Genomic DNA, 23,014 nt, shown 5'->3' with positions numbered 1-23,014 from the left:
GACCTATATAATTTTCTTTCTATTTCTAAATCATTGATATCATTATAGATTTTAGATAATTTATAATGATGAAATCTTAAAATATCAGGATTAATCTTATATTCTTCTAAAAATACCTCGTATTCTTTTCTGAGTTTATTTATAAAATTTTTATCTTCAAGTTTTTTCCCGAGATTTTCTTTTTCATCTGGGAAGCCTCTTCCTTTTATATCATTAAGAATCGCTAAATATCTATCCTTAGTTTCATCAGTAAGATCTCTCTTTAAATACAATAATTTTTCTGCTATTTTTTCTCTTTCATATGTCGCACTTTCTACAATCTCAACATTGCTAGCAAATTCTCCTCTATCTAATAAATTATTAATATTATTAGCTAAATCTTTCCAAGAAACTATTTGCCCTTCTCTATATCTTGCCTCATCTCCATCTTTAAAAATTGCTCCTTCCTTTCCAAACCATGCAGATATCTTTCTTCCTTCAATTTCAAGACCATTGGCTCCCCTATATATTTCTTTCAAAAAGTTTGCCTGTTCTTCTAAAGATTTACCCTTAGAAAATTCTGCTATTACTGCTAATCTTCCATCTTCATGATTTCCTCCATGTATTAAAAATGTATCTATTTCTCTTTGACTTATTGGATTTGAGAAGGATATTTGCTCTCCATGATTTTTAGCAGAAAAAAAGGAAGTAGACTCTACTTCCTCATTTTTTAGATTAGGATTATCTCCCTTTCCCCTATTTCTTGTAGGGTCATATCCATGTTCTTCTTCAATCTCAGATATTTCAGATAGTCCTCTTCTTTCAGTTCTTCTGTCAGACCCCAAGTTTCCATCATTTTGACTTCTTCCCTCGTGATAAAGTCCTCTATCTCTTTTTCCTTTGATAGAAGATGATCCATCAATGTCCCTTGCAAATACATTATCTGATAATCCTCTTCTTTGTTCTCCTTGAGAAAGTTCAATCTCATCCTTCCCCATCTGTTGAGTTTCTTTAAATCTATTTCCTTGGGAATTGCCATATTGGGTATTAGGACTTCCATGCCTTCCTCCAATTCTTCCATCTTGTATGTCCCTCCCTGTCTCTCGAAGGAATTCTCCTTGACGATTGGTGTGTAAATCCCCTCCTCCATGAGGTATTCCTTGCCTGCCAATGTTAATTTCTCTTTCATCTTCCAAGCCTCCTTTAAAATTTATTTCACCGTTTATATCAGAACTTAATTTATTATAACGCTCCTTAAGCTCTTTTGTCTGCTCCAAATCTTTTCTTTCTTGAATTTTCTCTAAAATTTCTAATCTTTTTATTTCACTTCCCAAATCAAGTAAGATATTTTTACTTATATTAGCACTTATACTTAATACTTTGTCTATGTCCGAACTTGATATTTTAGACAGTAAAGATAAGTTTTCTTCTTTTAGCTGATATGAGACCTCCATTCTCTCGCTTATAGAAATTTTTACGGATTCTTTTAACAAATTAAAAAGGTCTACCTTTTGAATGCTTTTTAAACTTTCATCAGATAGACTTTCTAAAATTTTATTGAATTTTCCTCTAACATTACTTTCTACTAAGGCAGCAATTTTATCTTCTTGGCTTAATAGAAGCTTACTATCTTTTTCTTTAAACTTATCTATCATTTCATCTAGTAAGTTTAAATGCTTTTTGCTATCATATTTCCATAACTTTACCTCAGAAATATTATGATTAATACTTACTGTTTGCCTTATGTCGAAGATATATTTTATCCTTCCACTATCTATATCTAAAAGTGGTATTCCTTTTTCGCCTCTTTTAACGCTTCTACCTATACTTTTCCAATAATCAAATTCTGCACAGGCTGTTGCTTTTGGATCCATATTGTATATAGATATTTGATGTATATATGGATACTTATAGTTATTGCCTGATACCTTTAAATATTCCTCATATTTTTTTATATCTTTCTTAAATTCTTCTTTTGCAAGATAGATTGTTCTACTTAAATCTACTATATCATATCTTGGCATTTTATCCCTCCTCATTATAGTGATAAAAATGAACTAAATTTTTATATATTTATTTATTAAACTTTATTTCTTTCTATTTTTTAAATTTCTGTAAGCAAAAGATAACTTTAAAATGTCATTTACGCTATCTTTTTATTGCAATAAAAAAACGATTGGAATTTTTTACTTTTCTAATCGCTTTAACTGCCTTTATTCTATTGCTTCCAATCCAACATTGCTTTTTCTAACTTTGAAAAATTGCAATTTGCTCTTCTTATAATTCCTGTTTTCTTTTGATTTTTGTATATTTTTTCTACCTTTATCAAGACCTTTGTTTTTATTTTTAAACAAAAAGCGTATTCTTTTTGAAATAAGTCTTTATATCTAATATCCTCAAGTTCGTTAAAATCAATTCTTTCATAACAATCAGTCGGTACAGGAATCATTTTCTTAATATCCAATATAGATAATATGTGCATTTTTTTCTATCAGAATAATATTTGTAGATATCTCCATCTATAGTAATACTATTATCGATCACTTCATAAATCAAAAAATGCTCATCAGAAACATTCTTCCATTTTTTATGTTTTTCCTTTGCAGAAGAAATTGGAATAAAATAATTATAATTTTCTATACCAACAATAATTCCAACAAATGGTTTTATACTGTTTCTATACGATGGGTTGTAATAAACTTCTGAATCTACTTTATTTAGATATTCAAGGTAATCAGAGTTTACAGTATAAAATCCATATTTTATAACTTCTACCATTATTTTCTCCTAAAAAAACAGAGAGGTTTAATCCTCTCTGCTTGCTTTAATGCTTCACCTTTGGGATATAGGTAGTGAGACACCTTCTTTAATGCTCCACCTTTAACGGTAGTGGGACACCATCTTTATCTGATAAGAGTATAACATATATTCATAGTAATATCAAATAAGTAAATTTCCTAATGCCTACTCTTTTATCACTTATATTATACCCTATTTCTTTCATAAATCACTCCTTTCTTCATTCCTATAACCGTATTCAATTTTTTATAATCAATTTACTTATAATATTTACCTATAGTATTTTTTATTTCTTCTTCAATTTCTTTTAAAAAATTCTCTTTATTTTCCTTACCCTTTGCTATATCACTTAATCTCATTTCCCATTTTGCTGTTGTCTTTGGAGATTTAAACTCATCTATAACTATAGTAACTAGGTTTAATCCCTTCCTAGTTGATATTAGGTTTTTCTTTTCTCTTTTTATATAACCTTTGTATATCAAATTTTCTATTATTCCCGCTCTTGTAGCAGGAGTACCAAGTCCTTTTCTTTCAATTTCAACATCCTTAACTAATTCATCATTTCCAGCTATTTCCATTGCTTTTAAGAGTGTGTCTTCAGTGAAGTGTTTAGGTGGATTTGTATACTTCTCTTTTATATCTTTATTTTCAATATATAAAAAATCTCCTATTTTTACATCAGGAAGTTGTATATCTTCTTTCTTCTTTGATGTATATTCTTCTAAATATTTTGTAAACCCTTCTTCTGCAATTATTTTATAAGTGTTTATAAATTCAAACCCGTCAAATTCAGCCACTATCTTTGTTGTATTTTCTACAAGTGGATATCCAAAACTTGCATAGAGTTTATTTGTTATAAGTCTATATACTTTGGCTTCGCTTTCCGGGAGATTTGAAATATCCTTATTTAATGAACTTATCGTTGGAATTATTGCATGATGATCTGTAACTTTTTCAGAATTAAAAACTACCTTAATTCTTTCTGTGTCAAAATCATTTTTTCCTATAATATTATTTACAGTGCTTTCTATCATGTCTACTGTCAAATATCTTGAATCTGTTCGTGGATAGGTAATATACTTCTTTTCATACAGGCTTTGGGCATAATCTAGGGTTTGTTTTGCACTGTATCCAAAATACTTATTACATTCTCTTTGAAGTGTTGTTAGGTCAAAGGGCAGATTAGGCTTTGTAATCTTTTCTTTTTTAATTACATCGGTTATTTCAATTTTTTCTCCGATTAAATTTTTAAGCTGCTCTGCCACTATCTTGTCATCAATTCTATCTGTCGAAAGTGTAAATCCATTCATGGAAATCTCCACTGTATAATATTTTTCTTTTTTAAAACTATTTATCTCATCATCTCTATTCACAATCATTGATAAAGTTGGTGTTTGTACTCTGCCTACACTATAATTTTCATTATATAGACAGGAGTAAAGTCTACTTATGTTCATTCCAACAAGCCAATCAGCTATGGCACGAGCCTTAGCTGAATCAAAAAGATTATCATAATTACTTCCATCTTTTAAGTTGCTAAATCCTTCTTTTATGGAAGAGTCTTCCATTGAGGAAATCCAAAGACGTTTCATTTTCTTCTTACAATTTGCCATCATATATACAAGTCTAAAGATAGCTTCTCCTTCTCTACCAGCATCACAAGCATTAATAATGGTGTCAACTTCATTACTATTCATTAGTCTTTTAAGAATATTAAACTGTTTTTTAGTTGTCTTCGTTACCTCATACTTGTATTCTTTTGGGATAATAGGTAAATCTTCAATTCTCCACTTCTTATATCTTTCATCATACACATCAGGATTTGCCATTTGTACTAAATGCCCAACACACCATGAAACAATGTATCCATTCCCCTCATAATATCCATTATTTCTATTTTTTGCTCCTATAACTTTTGCTATTGATGCTGCAACACTTGGTTTTTCTGCGATTACTAATTTCATTTTTCCTCCTTTAATTTTTTAATAAAAAAATGAGAGATTAAATTTTCAATCCCTCATCTTTTTATAGCTCTACCGATTTTTTATTTTTTCTATAATATTTATTCCATTATCTATTACATCTTCAAACTTTATGTCTCTAGCATAAAGATTTTTCTTCGAATAAGAATTCCATCCGTATAAAAAAGCTTGATCCGTTTTTAGCATTCTCATTAAACTTATGATTTTATCTATATCAAATTCTTAATTATACAATCAATCATTTCAACTTAGCTTTACTTATATATTAAGTTTGTGCTGTCGTTTTGTTCATCGTTTTTTATTAAAGTTCCAGAATTCTAATTGTACTTTTCTATCGTATGTTTATAAATTTACACGATAATTAATTTTATTGTTGTCCTTAATCTACTGCTTAAATCATTGAGAAGATTAAAATTCATCTTCATCTGGAATAATTTCTGTATCTTCCTTATCTTCAAGATCATAATCCTCCCCTTCAGATTCATAATCATCTTCTAATTCATTATAATCTTGCTCATCTTCAAAACTTGCTTCTTCATTTTTTTTATAGATTTTGAAGTAATATCCTGCACCCATTACACCAACAATAATTAAACCCATAAATAAATAAAGTCCTATCCCTGATTTCTTTTCTTCTTTCTCCTCTTTCTTCGGTTTTTCCTCCACCGGTTCTTCTTTTTTCACTACTTCTTCTTTTGGCTTTACTTCACTTTCTCCTTCAATCATATTTAGTAGATCTTGTTCTCCAACTTCTGTTAGTAATTGTACATTTTCTTGATTTTCCGAATGATCTACAATGAGGTGCATAGTTTTTCCACTCTTTGTTTGAAAGGTTAAAAATTGTCTAACATCTATTGGATTTTCCTTTTTTTCATCTCTTGATGTTTGATCTTCTACTTTCGGTGTAATATCCTGTCCATTTTTATCTACATTTTCTATAACTGTTCCTCTTGCCTTATTTTCTTTTGTAGCTAATGGATTAATTGCTTTAGTATTGCCACCTTTAACAAGTTTAGATGGCTTTTCTTTTTTATCTACTTGCTCATTTTTTATGTTATTTTCTTGTATTTTCGGCACTTCCTGATAAGGAATTTTTTGACTCTCATTAGATGGTTCATATACATCTTCATCAAATAAGCTTTCTAATTCTTTACTTTTTTCTGGCAAATAAATATCATTTGACTGATTTTTTATTTCATTTTCATTGCTCTTAGCTATGGATATGCTTGGCATACTGAATAGTAAAAGGAGTAGCACTAAGGCTACCCCTAATCTTTTTTTCTTCATAATTCTCTCCTTTTCTTACTTTATATTCTTGAAGACATAAACTGCCTTTCTGCTATTATCCCATTCTATACTTTGATCTTTTTCATCTCTTATATCCCCACAGCTTGCATTAAAAGCTTTAGCTATATTGGAAATAGATGCGTGAATTCTTCCATTTATAATTACAGGTTTAGTGTCAGAATGATAAATGTTTCCTTGACTATCTTTCATAACACCAGTATCTATATTTAATCTTAGAGTTTTTTTAGGTAAGGCTGTATTTTCTTTATTTGAAAAGATAGCCTCTCTCTTACTATCATCATATTCTACATTAAACCCAAGAGTATAAGCTGCATATCTAACAGGTAGCATAATGCGATTATCCTTAATATATGCTTTTACATCCATATACACAGTAGTTTTCTTTCCATCTTTTATAATGTTATAAAAGTTTTTGTCTACTTGGAAAACTGCAAATTCTTTTTCATCTTTAACTTGTTTTTTGCCTTGTTGGTTTTCTTGCTCTTTCATTTTGTTAAGATCAAATTGATTTAGGATATTCTTGTCATCAGCTTTCAAAAGTTCGTCCAACTTTTTATCTTGAGATTTCTTGTCTTCTTTCTTCTCTTTATTTTCTTTTTGGAGTTTTAGAATTTCATCTAATTTCTTGGATAAGTCTTGGTTTAAATTTTTGTCTTTTTCATCTTTAGCTTGTTTCTCAAGTTCTTCTTTTGCTTTTTTATTTGCTTCCTCGATTAACTTCTTTGCTTCTTCAATTTTCTTATCTAACTCTTCTTTTAGCTTTTTAATTTCTTCTTCAGAAGCTTTTTGTTTTTCTTCTAACCCTTTAATCTTCTCTTCTAATTCTTTTTTTGTATTTTCAGAAGATTCTTTTAAACTATCAATAGCCTTTTGAAGCTCTTCAATTTTCTTACAACATTCTGACTTAGAATTTTCTGTTTCTTTCTTTTTAGACTCGAGGTCTTTTATCTTAGTATCTTTTTCATCAAGAGCTTTTTCTAAGTCCTTAATTTTATTATCTTTATCCTCAATTTCTTTAGTCTTCTTTGCTAGTTCTCCTTCTAAAGACTCGAGCTTTTCTTGCATTTCTTTGATTTTATTTTCGTTTTTATCGGTCTTTTCTTTCTCAGCTTCTAACTCCCATTTTGTAGATGAATAATCTTCTTTTAGTTTTGCATTTTCATCTTGTAATCTTTTTAGTTCATCTTTAAGCTGAGTAATTTCTGCTATTAGTTCATCATTGTTAGAATTTTTAAGATCCTCAATTTCTTTATTCAATTGAGCAATCTTATTGTCTTTATCTCTAATTTCTTCTTCTAGCCTAGCTTTTTCTTGTTTTAGTTTCTCTCCATTATCTTTGCAAGATTCTAACTTTTCCTTTAACTCATCTATCTTTGATTGATCTTCTTGTTTCTTATCATTTAAGTCTTTGATCTGATTTTCTAAGTCCTTAATGTTTTTAGTTAAATCATCAATCTTATTGTCCTTTTCATCAATATCTTGTCCTGTCAAATCAGTTTGAGTATCAATGGAATATTTATTTGGATTGTATATAGTCATCTTTCCTTGATACATATCATTGTTATAATCAAATTCAAGTTCTACACTATCTACGTTCTTATCAAAGACAAACTCTCCATTTTCAAACCTTAATCCATTAGGAATAGATTTGAATCCTTGATTTCCGTTGAAACCAAAATGATTTTCGTAAAATGGATTTTGTTTTGGTCTATATTCAACATCTTGATTATGGAATACTCCTTTACTGTTAATGTTTGGATTGCCTAAAACTTTTATAGTGTGCAATTTATTTCTTGAAAAAGCGTATTGTTCAATTGTCTTTACAGACTTCGGTATAGTTATTTCTTGAAGGTTATTTCTTTCAAAAGCATTATGTTCAATATTTACCAAAGTATCAGGTAAAGTCACTTCTCTAAGTCCACAATTAAAAAATGCTAAACCACCAAGATAAGTTAGCCTATTTGATAGTTTTACCTCGTCTATACTTGCATCGTAAAAGGCAGCATAGCCTAAATGCTTAACAGAATCAGGAATAATTACTTTATCCCAATGTTTGCCACGTCCAAATTCTCTTTTATATCTAAGTTCATCGTTTAAATGACTTAAAGAATAATTTCCATTTATAGATTTTGTTCCTTCAGGAAATACTAGAACATTTGTCTTTTCTTTCTTTTCTAAGCCCTTATCACTAAAGGCAATTATATTTCCCTCAGAGGAATACATAAAATCATCTTCCGTCCACTCTACCTTATAATCTGTACTTGCATATACAGGACTTACAGCCACTATATTCACTAGACTTACAAGTAGCATTATCACAGCTAAAATTCCACTTGTTATTTTTTTCATAAATTTTCCTCACTTTCATTTGTATCTTTTCTTTTAAGTTCTTGTCTTTCTCTATTTTCTTCTTCCTTATTTTTTCTAACAATAAATAAAAATTCATCAAGAGATATTTTTTGACTTCGAAATTCCTTGATGACCTCTAAATTTTCTATTTCTTCTTGTTCCTCTACTAATAACTGAAGTTCTATTTCAATTTCTTCTTTTTTCTTTCTTAAATTCTTCTGTTTTTCTATGTTTCTGATTAATTTTTTATTCATAGATTTTTACTCCTTCCCCCTTATTTTGGTCTACCAAAGGAATAAAAGTGATTTTTCCAATATCTTGAGTTTATACTGGTATATTGGATAGGATCTCCTGCATGGAGCATCATTCCATTTCCGGCATATATCCCTACGTGAGAAATTGGCGTACCGCGGAATTATATGTGCCTTTAAAGAAAATAATATCCCCAGGTTTTGCCTCGCTTGGAGATATTGGATTACAATAGTTTTTATAAATAAGCCAAGCTGTAGTTCTTGGCATTCTCTTTACACCAGACTTTGTAAATGACCAACATACAAAACCTGAACAGTCAAAGTTAGATGGTCCACTTGCTCCAAACACATATCTTTTACCTATATGTTTTTCTGCTTCATTAAATAAGGCTTTGGCAGTTTCAGAATCAAAAGCAAGACCGGGATTTCCAAAGTTTGGATTGTCTATAATCTCTCCCAAGTTCCCATAGCTTGATCCAAAATATCCACTCATATTTCCCTGACTATCAAGTAATGCTAAATAATGAGCCATATTTGTTTCATAGTTTGCAAATTCTTCTCTTGCTATTTCATCAATACTTTTCTTTTTTATAGTTAATGTTAGAATTCTATAGGTGTATGGATTTCCTTCACTGTCATATTTTGTAATAGACTTTGAAGTATATTTTTTCTCATACATTTGATTAAATAGCTTTTTTAATTCCTTTTGTATCTCTTCAGCTGACTTAATCTCTCCATATCTTGCTGTTAAATAGCTAAAAAGCTCGTGTAGGTCATGACCAACAGAATCTCCTTTTATATGATATTCATCATAATTTGGATAATTTTCTTTAATACTATCTATTTCATCTTGTAAGGCATATTCATAACTTGTAAATTCATTGTTAATATCCATTAAAACTTCTTCTTTTGATAGATAGCTTGTAGCTATAACATTACTTGTTAATCCTGAAGTAAGACTGCCAACATTGCTAATTCCTTGAAATAGCATAAAAAAAAGTCCTAAAATACAAAGGGCAATTAAAATTTGCTTATATCCTTTGTTTTTTAAAGCTTCCAATGTTTTCTTTCCAATATTAGCGAAAGATTTCTTTACTCTATTTACTAAACCTTCCCCGTGTTTCTTCCTAAAATCTCTCTGAAACTTCTTTTTCATAAAAAATCGATTCAGTTTATTAGAGTTTTGATAAGCTTTAGTCTTCTTCAATTCTTCAAAATTTCTTTGAAATAGAAGTTTACTTTCTTTCTTATAAATTTTTCCTTCTAAAGATTTTATTTTTCTTTGAGTTTTTAAAGGTTTTTTTCTTCTAAAATGGCTAATTTCTCTACCTACAACTTCGGTAGTTCTACTAAGCTTATAAGCAGCGTTAACACCTGCATTATCATCTTTCCCACTATATAGATAGTTTGCCGTCATAGCACTCGCAAAAGTAATAGGTTTTTCTAAACCCGCTTTTTTTGACTTTTTCTTATACTTAATTAACTCTTTTTCTTTTTTATTCTTTTTCTCATATAGTTTTGATATTTTATCTTCCTTTTTATAAAACTTATCTTTTTCACTTTTGTTATCTTTTTTAGAATGGAATTTAGTTTTATTTTTTGTATCTACCTTATTTTCTTCAGATACATTTTTAGAATCCTGTACTTCTTTTTTTGTCCTGGTGTATTCTTTCTTTGGATCAAAGTTGCTTTTCTTTATAGTATTATCAAAAGCGTCTTTTATTTGTCTTTTCTTTCCCTTGTTTTTATTAGAAATTCCACTATGATTTAAATCAAGTTCATCTACTTCAAGATTCTCATTTTTTATTACGTTTTTTTCCTGTTTGAAGATTTCTTTTTTCGTGCCTATTTTTTCTTGATTCTTTTTATTTATATTATATTTATCTTTATTTTTTTCAGATTCACTTTTGAATCCTTCAGATAGGCTATCCTGTCTAAATTTCCCACTAGAAACCTTACCCATTAGCATATCTTTTTCTTCTAAATTTCTAACTTTGCCTTTGAAATATTTGCTATTTTGTTTTTTATTAGTATTCAGGTCTTGAATTATTTTTTTATCTTCTTCATTTGCCTTATATGATAGATATTTTCTTCTAAACTTCCCATTTAAAGATTTTAATTCTACTTTTTCCCCTTTATCCTTAAACTGACTTTGAGATTGATAAAGTTTTTTAAAGGTGTTTTTTTGAAAGCTTTCTTTCCCTTTCTCACCAAGAATAGAATAACCATCCCAATTTTTTCTTTGCACATCAGAAGATGGTAAATACTTATAGTCATCTCTTGTGTCCCTATATGATACATTGCTATCACTAAAGTTCATGTCATAGCGATCTATGACACCATCATTATCTGAGTCCTGCGATAAGGGATCATATGTTGAACTTACCTCTATATTAAAATCCTTATCTTCTTCTTTTCTAAATCTCCTTATTTTTTTCTCTTGCACTCCATTAAAACTTTCACTCTCAACGTTTTTCTTCCATTTTAAATTACTATTCCCCTTGTAATTTTTTTGGGGAGAAGTGCTACTTTTTAAATTAGAGCTAGTTGAATTTGGTCTATCATTAAAATCTTCTTTAAAGTTACTTAGCCTGTATTCTGTTTCTTGCCCGTAATATTCACCATATCTACTTTCCTCATTTTCTTCCATTTTTCTATGCTGCTGTTGCGAATATTCTGGCTGATATTCATTATGATAGGAGGCTTCTGCAAATTTTTCCTCATGGTTTTTTCTTTGTCTTCTTCCTCTATTTGACTTATCTTTTTCGTTGAGTAAATCCTGACTATTTTCTTGCAAATGAGATGAATAATACTTAGAGTTTTCATCATTATTGTCTATGTTATTCCTGCTTTTTACTTTATTAATTTCTTTTTTTGAAAAATCTGATTTTCTCTCTGTACTACTGAATTTTTCATTGCTTTCTTCTTTCTTTTCTGATATAAGTTTGGTCTTTGGTACATCTCTTGGGTTTACTTTCCCTTTCTTTTTCATATATACCTCCTATTTCATATTTTTCTCTATCCTTTCTTTAGCTATTTGACAGTAGTCTTTGTTTATGTCAATTCCAATATATTCTCTGTCCATCCTAATAGCTACCATTCCAACAGTTCCTGAACCCATAAAGGGATCAAGAATTAAGCCTTTTTTAGGACATCCTGCTTTTATACAAAGTTCTACCAGTTTTGGTGGAAATACCGCATAGTGTTTTCCTTTAAACGCACTGGTGTTAATAGTCCAAATATCTCTATTGTTTCTAAACTTAGGGACATTATCTCCTATATATTCTCCATACTCTCTTGCTTCATTTATGCTCTGTCTTTTAGCTCCTGTGCCTTCTTGTAAATACTTATTATCTTTTCCTCTTGCCCTCATATATCTTTTCTTGCTTATTTCTTTTATTGGTTCTTTCATAGCGTCAAAGTTATAGAAATACTTTCTTGCTTTTGATAGTAGGAAGATATGTTCATAAGACCTTGATGGTCTATCCCTACAAGACTCAGGCATGGCATTTTCCTTATGCCAAATAATATCGCTTCTTAAATACCAACCATCCTCTCTTAATTTTAAAGCTAGTTGCCAAGGTATCCCCATTAAGTCTTTTGCCTTGTAGCCACTGAGTTTTTCTGTAATAGACTCTTTTTGACCACTTCTTCCTTCTATGTTTTTAGGATCTTTATATTTTTTTTTGCTTCTTGTACCTGCATAAGAATCTCCAATAACTACCCAAAGTGTTCCTTCTTTTTTTAATACTCTTTTTACTTCTCTAAAGACTTTAATTAATTTATTTAAATATTCCTCCGGACTTTCTTCTCTTCCAATTTGTCCTTCTGCTTTATAATCTCTAAGTCCATAATATGGAGGAGATGTAATACAGCAATCAAATATTTTATCTGGAAATTCCTTTAGAGCAGAAATTGCATCTAAATTAATAATATAGTTAGTTTTTAACTTCTCTCTGTCTATCAATTTCTATCCCTTCCTTTAATTCTTCTGGTTTAGTTGTCATTAACTTATACAATTTTGTATCTTTAGGAAATCTATCTACAAAAGGTACTATTGTGTTTCCATAGAATAGTAATCCCTCTCCCTCATTGGAATTTGTTACGTAGGATAACTGATAAAGAGATATATTTAACTTGTTAGCTAAAATTTCCCTATCACCACTAGCTTGATTAAGCATTAAGATAAAATCTGTATTATCAAATATATTTTCTATTTCGGGACTGGCTAAAAGGTCCTTTACATTTTGTGTTAATCCTGTTGGAATCCCGCCCCATTTTCTAAATCTCTTCCAAATTTCTATGGAATATGAGGCTGTTTGTTCTTCTCTTAAAAGCAAATGGAATTCGTCACAGTAATATCTGGTTTCCTTCTTATTTCTATTAATAGTTACTCTATTCCACACTTGATCTTGAACAATTAACATACCTATTTTTCTAAGTTGCTTTCCTAATTCCTTAATGTCATAACAAAGAATTCTATTTCCTGTATCTACATTAGTCCTATGGTTAAATACATTGAGGCTGCCTTTGACATAAATTTCCATTTCTACCGCTAATTTTTTCCCTACATTTTCTTCTTGTTTTAAAAGTAAATTATATAAATCTTCTAAAATTGGCATATTTTCAGAAATTGGATTGTCGAAGTAATCCTTATATAATATTGGAAGACATCTATCAATTACTGAAGTTTCTTCTGCACTTAACCCTTCCTTTCCTACTACAAGTTCAAACAGTGAAAGAATAAAGTCAGACTTTAAAGATAAGGGATTGTCTTCATCGGCATAGTCTACATTTATATCCAACGGGTTTATATAATCCTTACTTGTTGGCGATATTTTTATAACTTCTCCACCTAGTGCCTTAGTTAAATTTCCATACTCCCCTTCCGGATCACAGATAATGATGTCATCTTGTGTGATTAAAAAAGCATTGGTAATTTCTCTTTTAGCTGAAAAAGATTTACCGCTACCCGGTGTTCCAAGTATTAAACCGTTTGGATTCTTTAAAAGCTTTCTATCTGTCATAATGATATTACGACTTAAAGCATTTAATCCGTAATATAAGCTCTCTCCTTCTAAGCACAACTCTTCTGTTGTAAAAGGAATAAAGACTGCTGTAGAGCTGGTTGTAAGTCCTCTTTTTATTTCTATTTCATTTTTTCCAAGTGGCAGGGAAGAAATTAGTCCTTGTTCCTGTCTATAGTTAAGATTTTTCAATACACAATTATGCCTACCTGCTATTGAATTTAGTTGAAAGATTATATTACTCAATTTCTTTCTACTTTTTTCCATATTTGTAAACAAAATAGTTATGACAAACATTCTCTCATTATGATTTTGAAGTTCTACTAATAGTTTCTTAGCATCATTACCGTAGGTAATTAAATCGCTTGGAAGAATATCAATGTCATATCCTGATCTTATAGCCTTCTTATTTTCTTCAATTTTCATTTTATCCAAGTCTGTTATTTTTCTTTTAATCATCTTTATAGCTTCTGTTTGATCAATGGAATTTATATGAAATGTTACAATCATATTTTCTTCAACTCCTAAAAATTCTGATAATAATCTATCTGATAATTCAGGTGCTAGAATTTGTAGAAAGTTTACTTCTCCAAAGTATTCTCCAATTTTAAATTGATTGTTAGATGAAAAGTTAAATGATGCTGGTACTATATAATCCTTAGTAGATAGTCCACTATATTTTAGGTCTTCAAATGAAAAAACAAAATTCTTATTTGGATTTAAGATATCGTGAATAACCTTTAACCTTTCATATCCACTTAATACATAAGCTTTTACTCCCATCTGCTTAAAGTTATTTAATATATCCATTTCCATTCTTTCAAGTCTTGTAGTTGCCTCTTTTAAATCTTGTGCTTGTAAGCTAAAGGTGATATACATATATTTAGTAAGTCCATTATTTCCTTTTTGACTCTGATTTTTTAGCATTTCCCTGTACTCTTTTCGTATTTCATTATATGAATCGTTTCTATCCGGAACATTGATGTTTTTTTCTACTTCTTCATTTTTTCCTATGCGATTAATATATGAAAGTTCTATATCAACACTTGGATCAAAATAGTTTAAAAAACTTGAAAATTCATTAAATATACTTTCCTTATCTTCTTCTGTTGAAAGCTGGTAGTTAATATCTAAAAAACGTATCATTTTATTAAATTTGTTCTTCTCAACTTGGCAAATCCCATTTCTCAACATTCTTAAATAAGGGATTGTTTCCTGAACACTCTTTTTCTTCTTCCCACCAAAAAAGGAAAGCTTCTTTTTGGGCTTTCCTTTTTCTTTAGAAATATTTGCTTTTTTCATCTTTTTTTGACTTATACTAATGCTTTTTAAATCTTCTTTTTGTTTTTTTAAATTTCTTTTTTCTTGATTTAATTTTTTCTGTTGTTTTTTCTGTATTTGATTCATTTACTCCTTTCCTTTCTTTGTTTCTTTATATCATAAATACATTCTGTCTTGTATATCCTTATACTTGTCTGTCTTTTCTTATCTATAATATACTTTAAATATTTTTCAAAATAGATCCCGTCCTTTTCATAAAGAGTTGCAAATATTATAGGAAAAGACACACCTATCATGATTAACATAGATAGGTCATTAGGCAGCACTTTTTTTACCATTAAATATACTGGAAAGCCTATTAGACCTGCAATTGTAAAGCCAATTAATTGTCTTTTTGTTAGATTTAGAGCTACCTTTGTTTTTACTTTTGTTAAGTCCTTTGGGACATTTACATAAGCCATTATTCTAAACCCTCTAAGTAAAAGCCATATATATCTTCTCTGTTCAGATCTTCTAATGATTTTCCCATATTCACTGCTATTTCTAATACTTTTTCATTCGTTTCTTCTCTATTATCTAAAACTTCCGATGTTTTTCTTATAATCATTCTATTTTGTATTTCTCTTGTAATATATCCCCCTATTAAAAGTATTGGGAGTCCTATTGTTCCAAGTGTTTTTAAATTAATTTTTTTGTCCTTTTTTCTTCTAATTTTCATCATCTTCTCCTTTTTTATTAATGAGCATTTAAAATTGATTTTGCAATACTTCCTGATTTCATCATAGTTATCCCAAGTATTAATGTGTATCCTAGTAATTCAAAAATACTTTTGTGTATGTCTGATATATTTAAAGTCTTAACAAGTACGGCATAAATTCCTACGCATATAAGTAAGAATAAACCTTGCAAGCCAAGTGCGAAGAGCCCTCTTATATAGTTTGTTCCAATACTTCCCCATTCTTTATTACCCATTGTGGCAAAAGGTATGGCGCAAACTGAAGTATAAATATATATTTCTATCATCCTGCCGTATAGAATAACTGTAATGAGTATTGATATCCCTTGAATTATCATCTTTACAATTGATGTCTCTAGTACTATAGTCATTAATTTTCCTATTGACTCTCCTTTTAGGCTATCTACCATATTAGCTATATCACCCGGAGAAACTTTTGCACTAGCATTTGCCACACCTGCTGCCTTTCCTATTAAATTCTGTGCCACATCAAATACTGCCATAGAAAAGTCAAAAGCATGAGATACAAGCCATACTGCTATCCACATTTTTATCATATATTTAAAAAAACCAAAGGTATCTGTGTCATGCATATTATTTTTGTTCATTACCATTTGAATTAATTCAATACATAGTACAGCCGTTATGATAAGACCTGCTATGGGAAGTATAACATTTTCTGAAATAGACTTTATGAAGTGGAAAACCTCCGAGTTCCATCCACTCGGAGTCTTTCCTACCTCATTTGCTATCGTTGATACTTTGTCATTTATATCAAGGAGCATTCCGCTTAAATTTTCCTTGATCATATCAATAAGTATCTCCGAAAAAAACTCTTTGATCTTATCTACTATATTAAACATTTTATTTTAACACGTTTGCTAATAGCGGTATTAGTTTTAAACCTATGAGTACAATTCCCCCTCCAGCCATAAGCTGCTTTATGGCTAATTAGAGATTGTAGCTGACCTGTAAGCTGTCTGTATTTCCTATGAAATTGTAATGTATTTCTATTATTTGGGTGATTTCTCCGTCCACTACTTCCTTTTCGTGAACATAGATTTTTGAGATGAGTTCATTTAAGGTTTCTTTGTCCAGCTTCTTAATATTCTTGTGTTTCTTGATGAGTTCTATCCATTTATAGACACCATTTTCATCTACTCTACTTGTAACAACTTTTCTTTCCATTTCCTCAATTCGCTTTGTTAAAAGCTCTTGCTCATCTTGAGATTTTTCAAGTATTCTTTGGAAATTGCTCTCGCTGATTTTCTTATTTATCCAATCATCATAGAGTTTCTCAATCTTGTTACCAAGCTCTGCCACTCTTTTACTATCTTCTTCAATCTTCTTTGCGATATAGATTTGTTCTTCTTCATTTTCTGTATCTCTTGATTTTTCAAGAGCCTTTAAGACTTCCTTTTCATCTTTTAAAGCGAAGTCTGCATTCTTTCTAATATCTGCAAGTACGATTTCATAAAGAGTATCAAAGTATATCCTATGCTGAGTACACAAGTTTTTTCCGTATCTGCGATAAGTGTTACAAGTGAGTATTTTCTCTTTTTTCTTTGAGTTGTTTCTTCCAAGATTTAAGGCTTTCCCACAATCAGGGCATTTGACAAGTCCTGCGAAGATACTTTCTTCTCCTGTCTTAAAAGGTCGCTTCCTACTTTCTATCTTTTCATTTGCCATTTTGTAGGTATCTTCTGAAACGATAGGTTCGTGGGTATTTTCTACAACTATCCAATCATCTTTTGGTTTGTCTGATAGCCAACCGATTTTGAATTGATAGTTTGCTTTCTGACTTGCCGTGTGTCCAAGATAAACAGGATTTTCAATTATCTCCTTGATTGTTGTACAATCCCACCAATACTCGCCGTCTTTTACGGTTTTTTCTAATTTGGTAAAAACATTTCTAAGTCCCTTTTTCCTGTTCCACCAAGTAGGTGTAGGAATTTTTTCATCAAAGAGTATTCGCCTTATTGCCTGTACTCCATATCCACTGATAGCAAGGTCATAAATCTTTTCCACTATCCACGAAGTTTCTTCATCTACCATAAGAGAGTAAGTATCATCAGGATTTTTCATATATCCGAATGGTGCAAGGCAGCCTGTAAATTTACCTTGTCTTGCTCTTGTAAGATATGCCGATTTCATCTTCTTTGAAACATCTCTTGAATAAAACTCATTTAGTACATTCTTAAAGGGTACTATCTCATTATTGTCCTGTAAGGTATCCACTCCGTCATTGACTGCGATATATCTCACTCCGTTTTTTGGAAAGAAATTCTCGGTATAATATCCTGTCTGAAGATAGTTTCTTCCAAGTCTTGATAAGTCTTTAGTAATGACTATATCAATTTTTCTTTCCTCAACATCTTTTATCAGTCTTTGAAATGAGGGGCGGTTCGTATTTAAGCCTGTGTATCCGTCATCGACATATACATCAGCTATATTCCAACCTCTTGCCTTGACATAATGTTCAAGCATATCCCTTTGGTTTTGTATGCTGGCACTCTCTCCTTTCTGCTCATCATCTTTAGACAGTCTGCAATAAATTGCAGTCCGATATGAAAAGTGATTTGAATTTGTTTGTATCATTTCCTATTCCTCCTTTAGATTTTTAGGAATGACACAACCCTCTCTAAAACTGTCTTTAGTATAGCACACTTTCTTATTTTTATCAATATTATATTGTGTATATTCAATGTTGTTGTCTTTTTTAATCAGCTTGATAAACGCTTCTGCTCCTGTTCTTTGTGTTGTATAGTTTCGTTTTACAATATATTTTGTCTTTTCTTTTTTCATCGATTGCTCCTTTCCTTGCAATTAAAAAAGCGATTAGAATTTTTTACTTTTCTAATCGCCTCTACTCATCTATTAAGTTTTGTGCTTTCTTCAGCTTTTCTTTACTTTGTATTTTTCTTCTGTCCACTCCTATAACTCTAAGGGGTAAACACATCTCTATTATCCTTGAATAAATCCTCCCAAGCATTATATCTTCCTGTTCTTTCTCTATATCCTTAAAATTAAGGTTTGTAGTTATAATGGTCGGTCTTGCCTTTAGGTATCTTGCATTTATCACATTGTAGATTTGCTCTAAGGCATATTCTGTATTTCTCTCTATCCCAAAATCATCAAGAATTAGTAAGGTTGGATTTGTTATTTGCTCAATATATTCGTTTCTATCAAGGTTAAAGCCACCTTTTTGTAAGTCATTTAGTATTTGTGCGAAATTTCTCATCTTAACTGTATAAGAATACTCTGTGATTATGGCATTGGAAATAGCACAAGCTATATAGGTCTTACCACTTCCTACATTTCCATATAAAAGCAAGCCTACATTGTCCTTTCTCATTTCTTCAAAATGCTTTACATAGTTTTTAGCTTTTTTGATGATTTCTTTATCGGTATCTTCATCAGCATTTTCAAAGGTATATGCTTTTTGATTTTTGGATATAAAGCAGTTTTGTCTTAACCTATCCTGTTCTATTTGCTTTTCTCTTTGTTTTTCTCGTTCCTGTCTATCTCTATCACATTTACAAGTTGTTCTGATAATCATAGGCTTATCCAACATCTGAATTACTTTGCCATCTATTATTTCATTACAAGCCTTGCAATAGATATGTCCGTCCTTTTCATGCTGAGTATCTTTGTTGTAGGTAAAATCTGTACCTCGTATTTTTGTAGTTACCATATTTTGATTTTCTTTGTTATTCATAACTTTAATTCCCCTTTTTCCTGTTAATTAGTGGAATGCGTTTTAAGGTTTTTTTATCTTTGGTGTATTCTGATACCTATTTTAGCTTTAATGCTCTAAAAACACCTTTCCACCTTGTTATATGATGTTTATAGGCTATCGCTATCCTCATAGTTGGTTGAGTAGGTTTTAGAACTTCCATTTTGAGTGTTTTTCTGTGTTAGTTTTTCTTTATCCTGTTCATACCAATTAAGAATGGTTACATAGTGGTCTTTATAATCTGTTCCTTTACTTTTAAGATACCTTGATAGCTTTTCAATCATGGTATCGGTATGACCTTGAAGCTTATCCTTTAGCTTATGGTATTCTTCGTCAGTTAATCGAACATTTTGATATTCTCCGTAAAAAGAAAAGGGGGCTGATTGGTTTTCTTGTTCTCCTCTCCCCTTATCTATACTAATCTTATCTAATCTACCCTTATCTATACTATGCGGACAATTGACGGACACTTGGTTGTCAGTTGGTTGACTTTTAGTTGACAAGTGGTTGTCATTTGGTATACCAAGATTTTCAAGCTTTATATACGCTCCATTCTCTGTTTCTGATAAGAATTCTTTTTCTTTGATATACAAAGTTTCTTTTCGTCTATCATTTCGGATATAGTTATTTATCTTCCAATGGGTAATGACTATAATTCCTCTTTCAAAGACAATTACAAAGCCTTTTGTAATTAAGATTTTTAAATCATCGTCATTTGCTCCTATGATCTTTATTATCTTCTTTGGATTATCCACAAAGCCGTCATCATCTGCCCTCATTGATAAATGAAAATATAGGCATTGGCTACTTAGTGGCATATCTAAAAATAAATCGCTATCCACTATCTTCAATGAAAACATTCTTTTATCTGCCATTTTCCATATCCTCCTCAAATAAAAAGAGAAGTATCGGCACCTTTGCTTTTACTTCTCTAAAATATTTCTGTAATTTTTACTATTATTTTTTCTTGTACTTTTTTACTACTCTTTCTACCTGTTCTTCTAATTGTTCTCTGTCTGGAATGTATAGCGTATACTTAGAAGCAAATATCTGGTTAGATAAGCTACCAAGTGCATATTCTGCCTGTATGCTATCCTTGTTCGCACAAAGGATAATTCCAATAGGTTCATTATCCATTTCGTCATTAACTTCTGCTTTATAGTAGTTAAGATACATATTAAGCTGTCCTACTGCTTCTGGCATTAGCTTTCCTGTTTTTAATTCAATCAAAACATAGCTTCTGAGTATCTTGTTGTAAAATACCATATCAACATAATAATGGGTATTTCCAAGTGTTACCCTTTGTTGTGAGCCAACATACATAAAGCCTTTACCAAGTTCCAATAAGAATTTTTCTATATGAGTTACAAGTGCTTTTTCTAAATCACTTTCCATCATTGGCTTTTCTTCAGGTAGTCCTAAAAACTCAAATACATACGGATCTTTTATTACATCACTTGGCGTAGCTATTTCGTTTCCCTTTAGAGCTAAATCTAATACTTTTTCTTTATTTTCATCTCCACTTGATAGCAATAATCTCTCAAATAGTGATGTATTTATTTGTCTTTTTAATTCCCTTACAGACCAATTTGCATTGACCGTTTCTTTCTCATAAAAACTACGCTTATTCATATCGTCAATAGACAACAACTCACAATAATGCGACCAACTCAATTTAACAGACAGTGTCTGTTGAATTTCATATTCTTGATAAAATCTCCTCATAAACTGTAGATTAGAAACCGAAAATCCACGCCCAAATTCTTTAGTCAGCATTTTAGACAAATCTTTCAGTAGAGTTTTCCCATACTCAGCTCTATCTGAATGACCTTGCTCATCTTCTACAATAATTCTCCCTATTTCCCAATAAGTTTTTACTAATATATTATTAACTTGCTTCGCTACATCAGTTCGTGCATTATCCATTAGTTTTTTTATATTTGCATAAACATCTGCATGAAGATTTTCAACTAAATTATTCATAAGTTTACTCCTTAACTCATCATACTATATTGCTAATTGTACCATAAATATTGAGTGTATTCAATATTTATACAGCTAAAGGAAGTAGTAATTTATGACACCCTTTATAGTTAATACACCCTGAAATATGAAGTCCTTATATAGCTGCCATCGTGAAACACGACACTAGTTATATGTGTCCCCGAAACAGGGACTCATCTTTATATCTGCGTTCACAAAATGGGTACACAGCCTTATGCAACGAAATAGTGCGTCAGTTTGTAGTACTAAATGATTTGCTCACTCCCTACTAAAGGTTGTCCTATTTTATGATTTCATCTTTCTTGTTCCGTATATTTTTCTTTTGCTTTTTGTCTATACTGATCTCTTTTTTCTTGTTGTTCTTGGAATTTTTTCAATTGTGCAATTACACTTGGCTTTTCTCCTCTCTTAATTGCTTTGTCTATCTCTATGGATAAATCTATGCCATACTCATCATTGACAATCTTTACTGCATATTTGATATGGTCTATCTGCTTAAATTCATCTTGAATTTTGATTTTATCTTTGTTTAAGACTTCTATTTCTTTTTCAAGTTTTGTAATTTCTTTTTGCCAATCATTTAATTTTATGGCTGAAGTCCCAGTAAATTTTTCTATAGTCTTTCTTGCTTTTTTGTAGTTTTCAATTTCATCTTTATGTGAATTGTAAAATTTATCTTTAAGAAAAGTTTTATCTTTATATTCCTGATAGACTTTTTTGTTTTCTTTTATAGAGTCTATGCAACTTACACATTGATTTAAGTCTTTAATTCTTTGTGTTTTTTCTTGAATATCACTGCTTATCTTTTTACTTTGCTTTGCAAGTTCAAAGACTTTTCCTTGTAGGTCTGCTATGGTTTGAAGATGATTATCTTTCAAATAGTAGATTGCTTTTACAAATCTCTTTAGGTCTGCATTTCCCTTTTTTATCTGTCCATAGTATGATAAATTCTTTGTTTTTTCTCCCTGTATATCGTTGTAGATAGAAATATACTCATAGAGGTTAAAGAGTTCTGCTTTGTTCTCCAGTTCATCTTTCTTGTCCTGTTTATACTCATCATATTTTGCTTGCAGATTTCCAAGTAAAGAGTCTATCCAAAAAGTTATTTCTTTTATCTTGCTCTTAATAGCCTTTACTAAGGAGTTGTGCTTTTTGATTTCTCTATTGATGTTTCCTTTGTCGGTTTCTATTCCTTTTTTCTCTAATGCACTGGCACTTGCTCCCATATGAATGGTTGGAATTTCTTCTATCCCTTGTCTTTTGTAGGAACGATGATCTACTCTTTTTTCCTGATGATTTTTTTCTAAATACTGATTACAAAGGCTTGCAAAATTCTCTCTCCATTTCTCTGCGTTTCCTTTATCGTTCCAGTCTGTCAGCTCTACTTTTCTTGTTTTGTAGTTCCCACTTTTTAGTTTTACCTTTTCTCCGTTTTCATCAAGGATATATTCTTTTTTTGATTTTGCTTGCCACTCTCCTTTTTCATTGATTGGTCTAAGGGTAGTCATAATATGAGCATGTATATTGTTGTTATCTTCACTTGTTCTATCATGGATTGCAAG

At 30.5% G+C, this 23,014-nt stretch carries 17 protein-coding genes and 3 pseudogenes; all 20 read right to left on the bottom strand.

The genetic code is table 11. The features are described from left to right. Positions 1-709: 709 nt before the first annotated feature. Positions 710-1,018 (bottom strand): TnpV protein, encoded by a 309-nt coding sequence (locus C7381_RS08820; protein WP_350310033.1) that lies wholly within the window; start codon positions 1,016-1,018, stop codon positions 710-712. A 1,179-nt stretch (positions 1,019-2,197) separates the two neighbouring features. Beyond that, positions 2,198-2,757, bottom strand: a pseudogene (locus tag C7381_RS01600) (type III toxin-antitoxin system ToxN/AbiQ family toxin). Between the two features lie 278 nt (positions 2,758-3,035). Beyond that, positions 3,036-4,742 carry a DNA topoisomerase 3 gene (locus tag C7381_RS01595; RefSeq protein WP_019117159.1) on the bottom strand — a complete coding sequence of 569 codons (1,707 nt, stop codon included), beginning with the start codon at positions 4,740-4,742 and terminating at the stop codon, positions 3,036-3,038. A 69-nt stretch (positions 4,743-4,811) separates the two neighbouring features. After that, entirely contained in the window at positions 4,812-4,952 is a 141-nt protein-coding gene (locus tag C7381_RS08555; protein WP_008901380.1) for a hypothetical protein, read from the bottom strand. A gap of 216 nt (positions 4,953-5,168) precedes the next feature. Beyond that, a complete protein-coding gene (locus C7381_RS01590) occupies positions 5,169-6,047 on the bottom strand; it encodes a CD1107 family mobile element protein (RefSeq protein WP_019132978.1) in 879 nt (292 codons plus the stop codon). Positions 6,048-6,062: 15 nt separating this feature from the next. Further along, entirely contained in the window at positions 6,063-8,417 is a 2,355-nt protein-coding gene (locus C7381_RS01585) for a leucine-rich repeat protein (RefSeq protein WP_116479662.1), read from the bottom strand. Continuing rightward, positions 8,414-8,671: a hypothetical protein gene (locus C7381_RS01580; protein ID WP_004837916.1), complete on the bottom strand. Its 258-nt coding sequence runs from the start codon at positions 8,669-8,671 to the stop codon at positions 8,414-8,416. The genes C7381_RS01585 and C7381_RS01580 overlap by 4 nt, the downstream gene beginning before the upstream one ends. A 20-nt stretch (positions 8,672-8,691) precedes the next feature. Then, positions 8,692-11,660, bottom strand: a pseudogene (locus C7381_RS08750) (C40 family peptidase). 9 nt (positions 11,661-11,669) lie between these two features. Beyond that, positions 11,670-12,635, bottom strand: coding sequence for a DNA-methyltransferase (locus C7381_RS01570; protein WP_019107261.1), 966 nt, complete (start codon positions 12,633-12,635; stop codon positions 11,670-11,672). Next, on the bottom strand, positions 12,607-15,102 hold the full coding sequence (locus tag C7381_RS01565; RefSeq protein WP_022620875.1) for a VirB4-like conjugal transfer ATPase, CD1110 family: 2,496 nt from the start codon (positions 15,100-15,102) through the stop codon (positions 12,607-12,609). The genes C7381_RS01570 and C7381_RS01565 overlap by 29 nt, the downstream gene beginning before the upstream one ends. Then, positions 15,099-15,437: a PrgI family protein gene (locus C7381_RS01560; protein ID WP_002838958.1), complete on the bottom strand. Its 339-nt coding sequence runs from the start codon at positions 15,435-15,437 to the stop codon at positions 15,099-15,101. The genes C7381_RS01565 and C7381_RS01560 overlap by 4 nt, the downstream gene beginning before the upstream one ends. Continuing rightward, on the bottom strand, positions 15,437-15,694 hold the full coding sequence (locus tag C7381_RS01555) for a hypothetical protein (protein WP_019107263.1): 258 nt from the start codon (positions 15,692-15,694) through the stop codon (positions 15,437-15,439). Before C7381_RS01555 ends, C7381_RS01560 begins: the two co-directional genes overlap by 1 nt. 17 nt (positions 15,695-15,711) lie before the next feature. Beyond that, positions 15,712-16,575, bottom strand: coding sequence for a VirB6/TrbL-like conjugal transfer protein, CD1112 family (locus C7381_RS01550; RefSeq protein WP_019107264.1), 864 nt, complete (start codon positions 16,573-16,575; stop codon positions 15,712-15,714). 1 nt (position 16,576) lies between these two features. Then, a pseudogene (locus tag C7381_RS01545) lies at positions 16,577-16,657 on the bottom strand (Maff2 family mobile element protein); the annotation flags it as partial. Between the two features lie 6 nt (positions 16,658-16,663). Further along, on the bottom strand, positions 16,664-18,310 hold the full coding sequence (locus C7381_RS01540) for a recombinase family protein (RefSeq protein WP_037612763.1): 1,647 nt from the start codon (positions 18,308-18,310) through the stop codon (positions 16,664-16,666). A 3-nt stretch (positions 18,311-18,313) separates the two neighbouring features. Then, complete coding sequence (locus tag C7381_RS01535; RefSeq protein WP_116479661.1) at positions 18,314-18,517, bottom strand: hypothetical protein; 204 nt, start codon at positions 18,515-18,517, stop codon at positions 18,314-18,316. A 61-nt stretch (positions 18,518-18,578) separates the two neighbouring features. Next, complete coding sequence (locus C7381_RS01530; protein ID WP_116479660.1) at positions 18,579-19,430, bottom strand: ATP-binding protein; 852 nt, start codon at positions 19,428-19,430, stop codon at positions 18,579-18,581. Between the two features lie 128 nt (positions 19,431-19,558). After that, a complete protein-coding gene (locus C7381_RS01525) occupies positions 19,559-20,323 on the bottom strand; it encodes a hypothetical protein (protein WP_037612768.1) in 765 nt (254 codons plus the stop codon). A gap of 82 nt (positions 20,324-20,405) precedes the next feature. Continuing rightward, on the bottom strand, positions 20,406-21,431 hold the full coding sequence (locus C7381_RS01520; RefSeq protein WP_025271819.1) for a PDDEXK nuclease domain-containing protein: 1,026 nt from the start codon (positions 21,429-21,431) through the stop codon (positions 20,406-20,408). 314 nt (positions 21,432-21,745) lie between these two features. Continuing rightward, positions 21,746-23,014, bottom strand: a 1,269-nt coding sequence (locus C7381_RS01515) for a MobA/MobL family protein (protein ID WP_116479659.1), incomplete at its 5' end; no start/stop codon positions are given.

It is taken from the genome of Ezakiella coagulans, assembly GCF_003096635.1.
Lineage (GTDB): Bacteria > Bacillota > Clostridia > Tissierellales > Peptoniphilaceae > Ezakiella > Ezakiella coagulans.
This window is presented reverse-complemented; position numbering and strand designations above follow the sequence as displayed.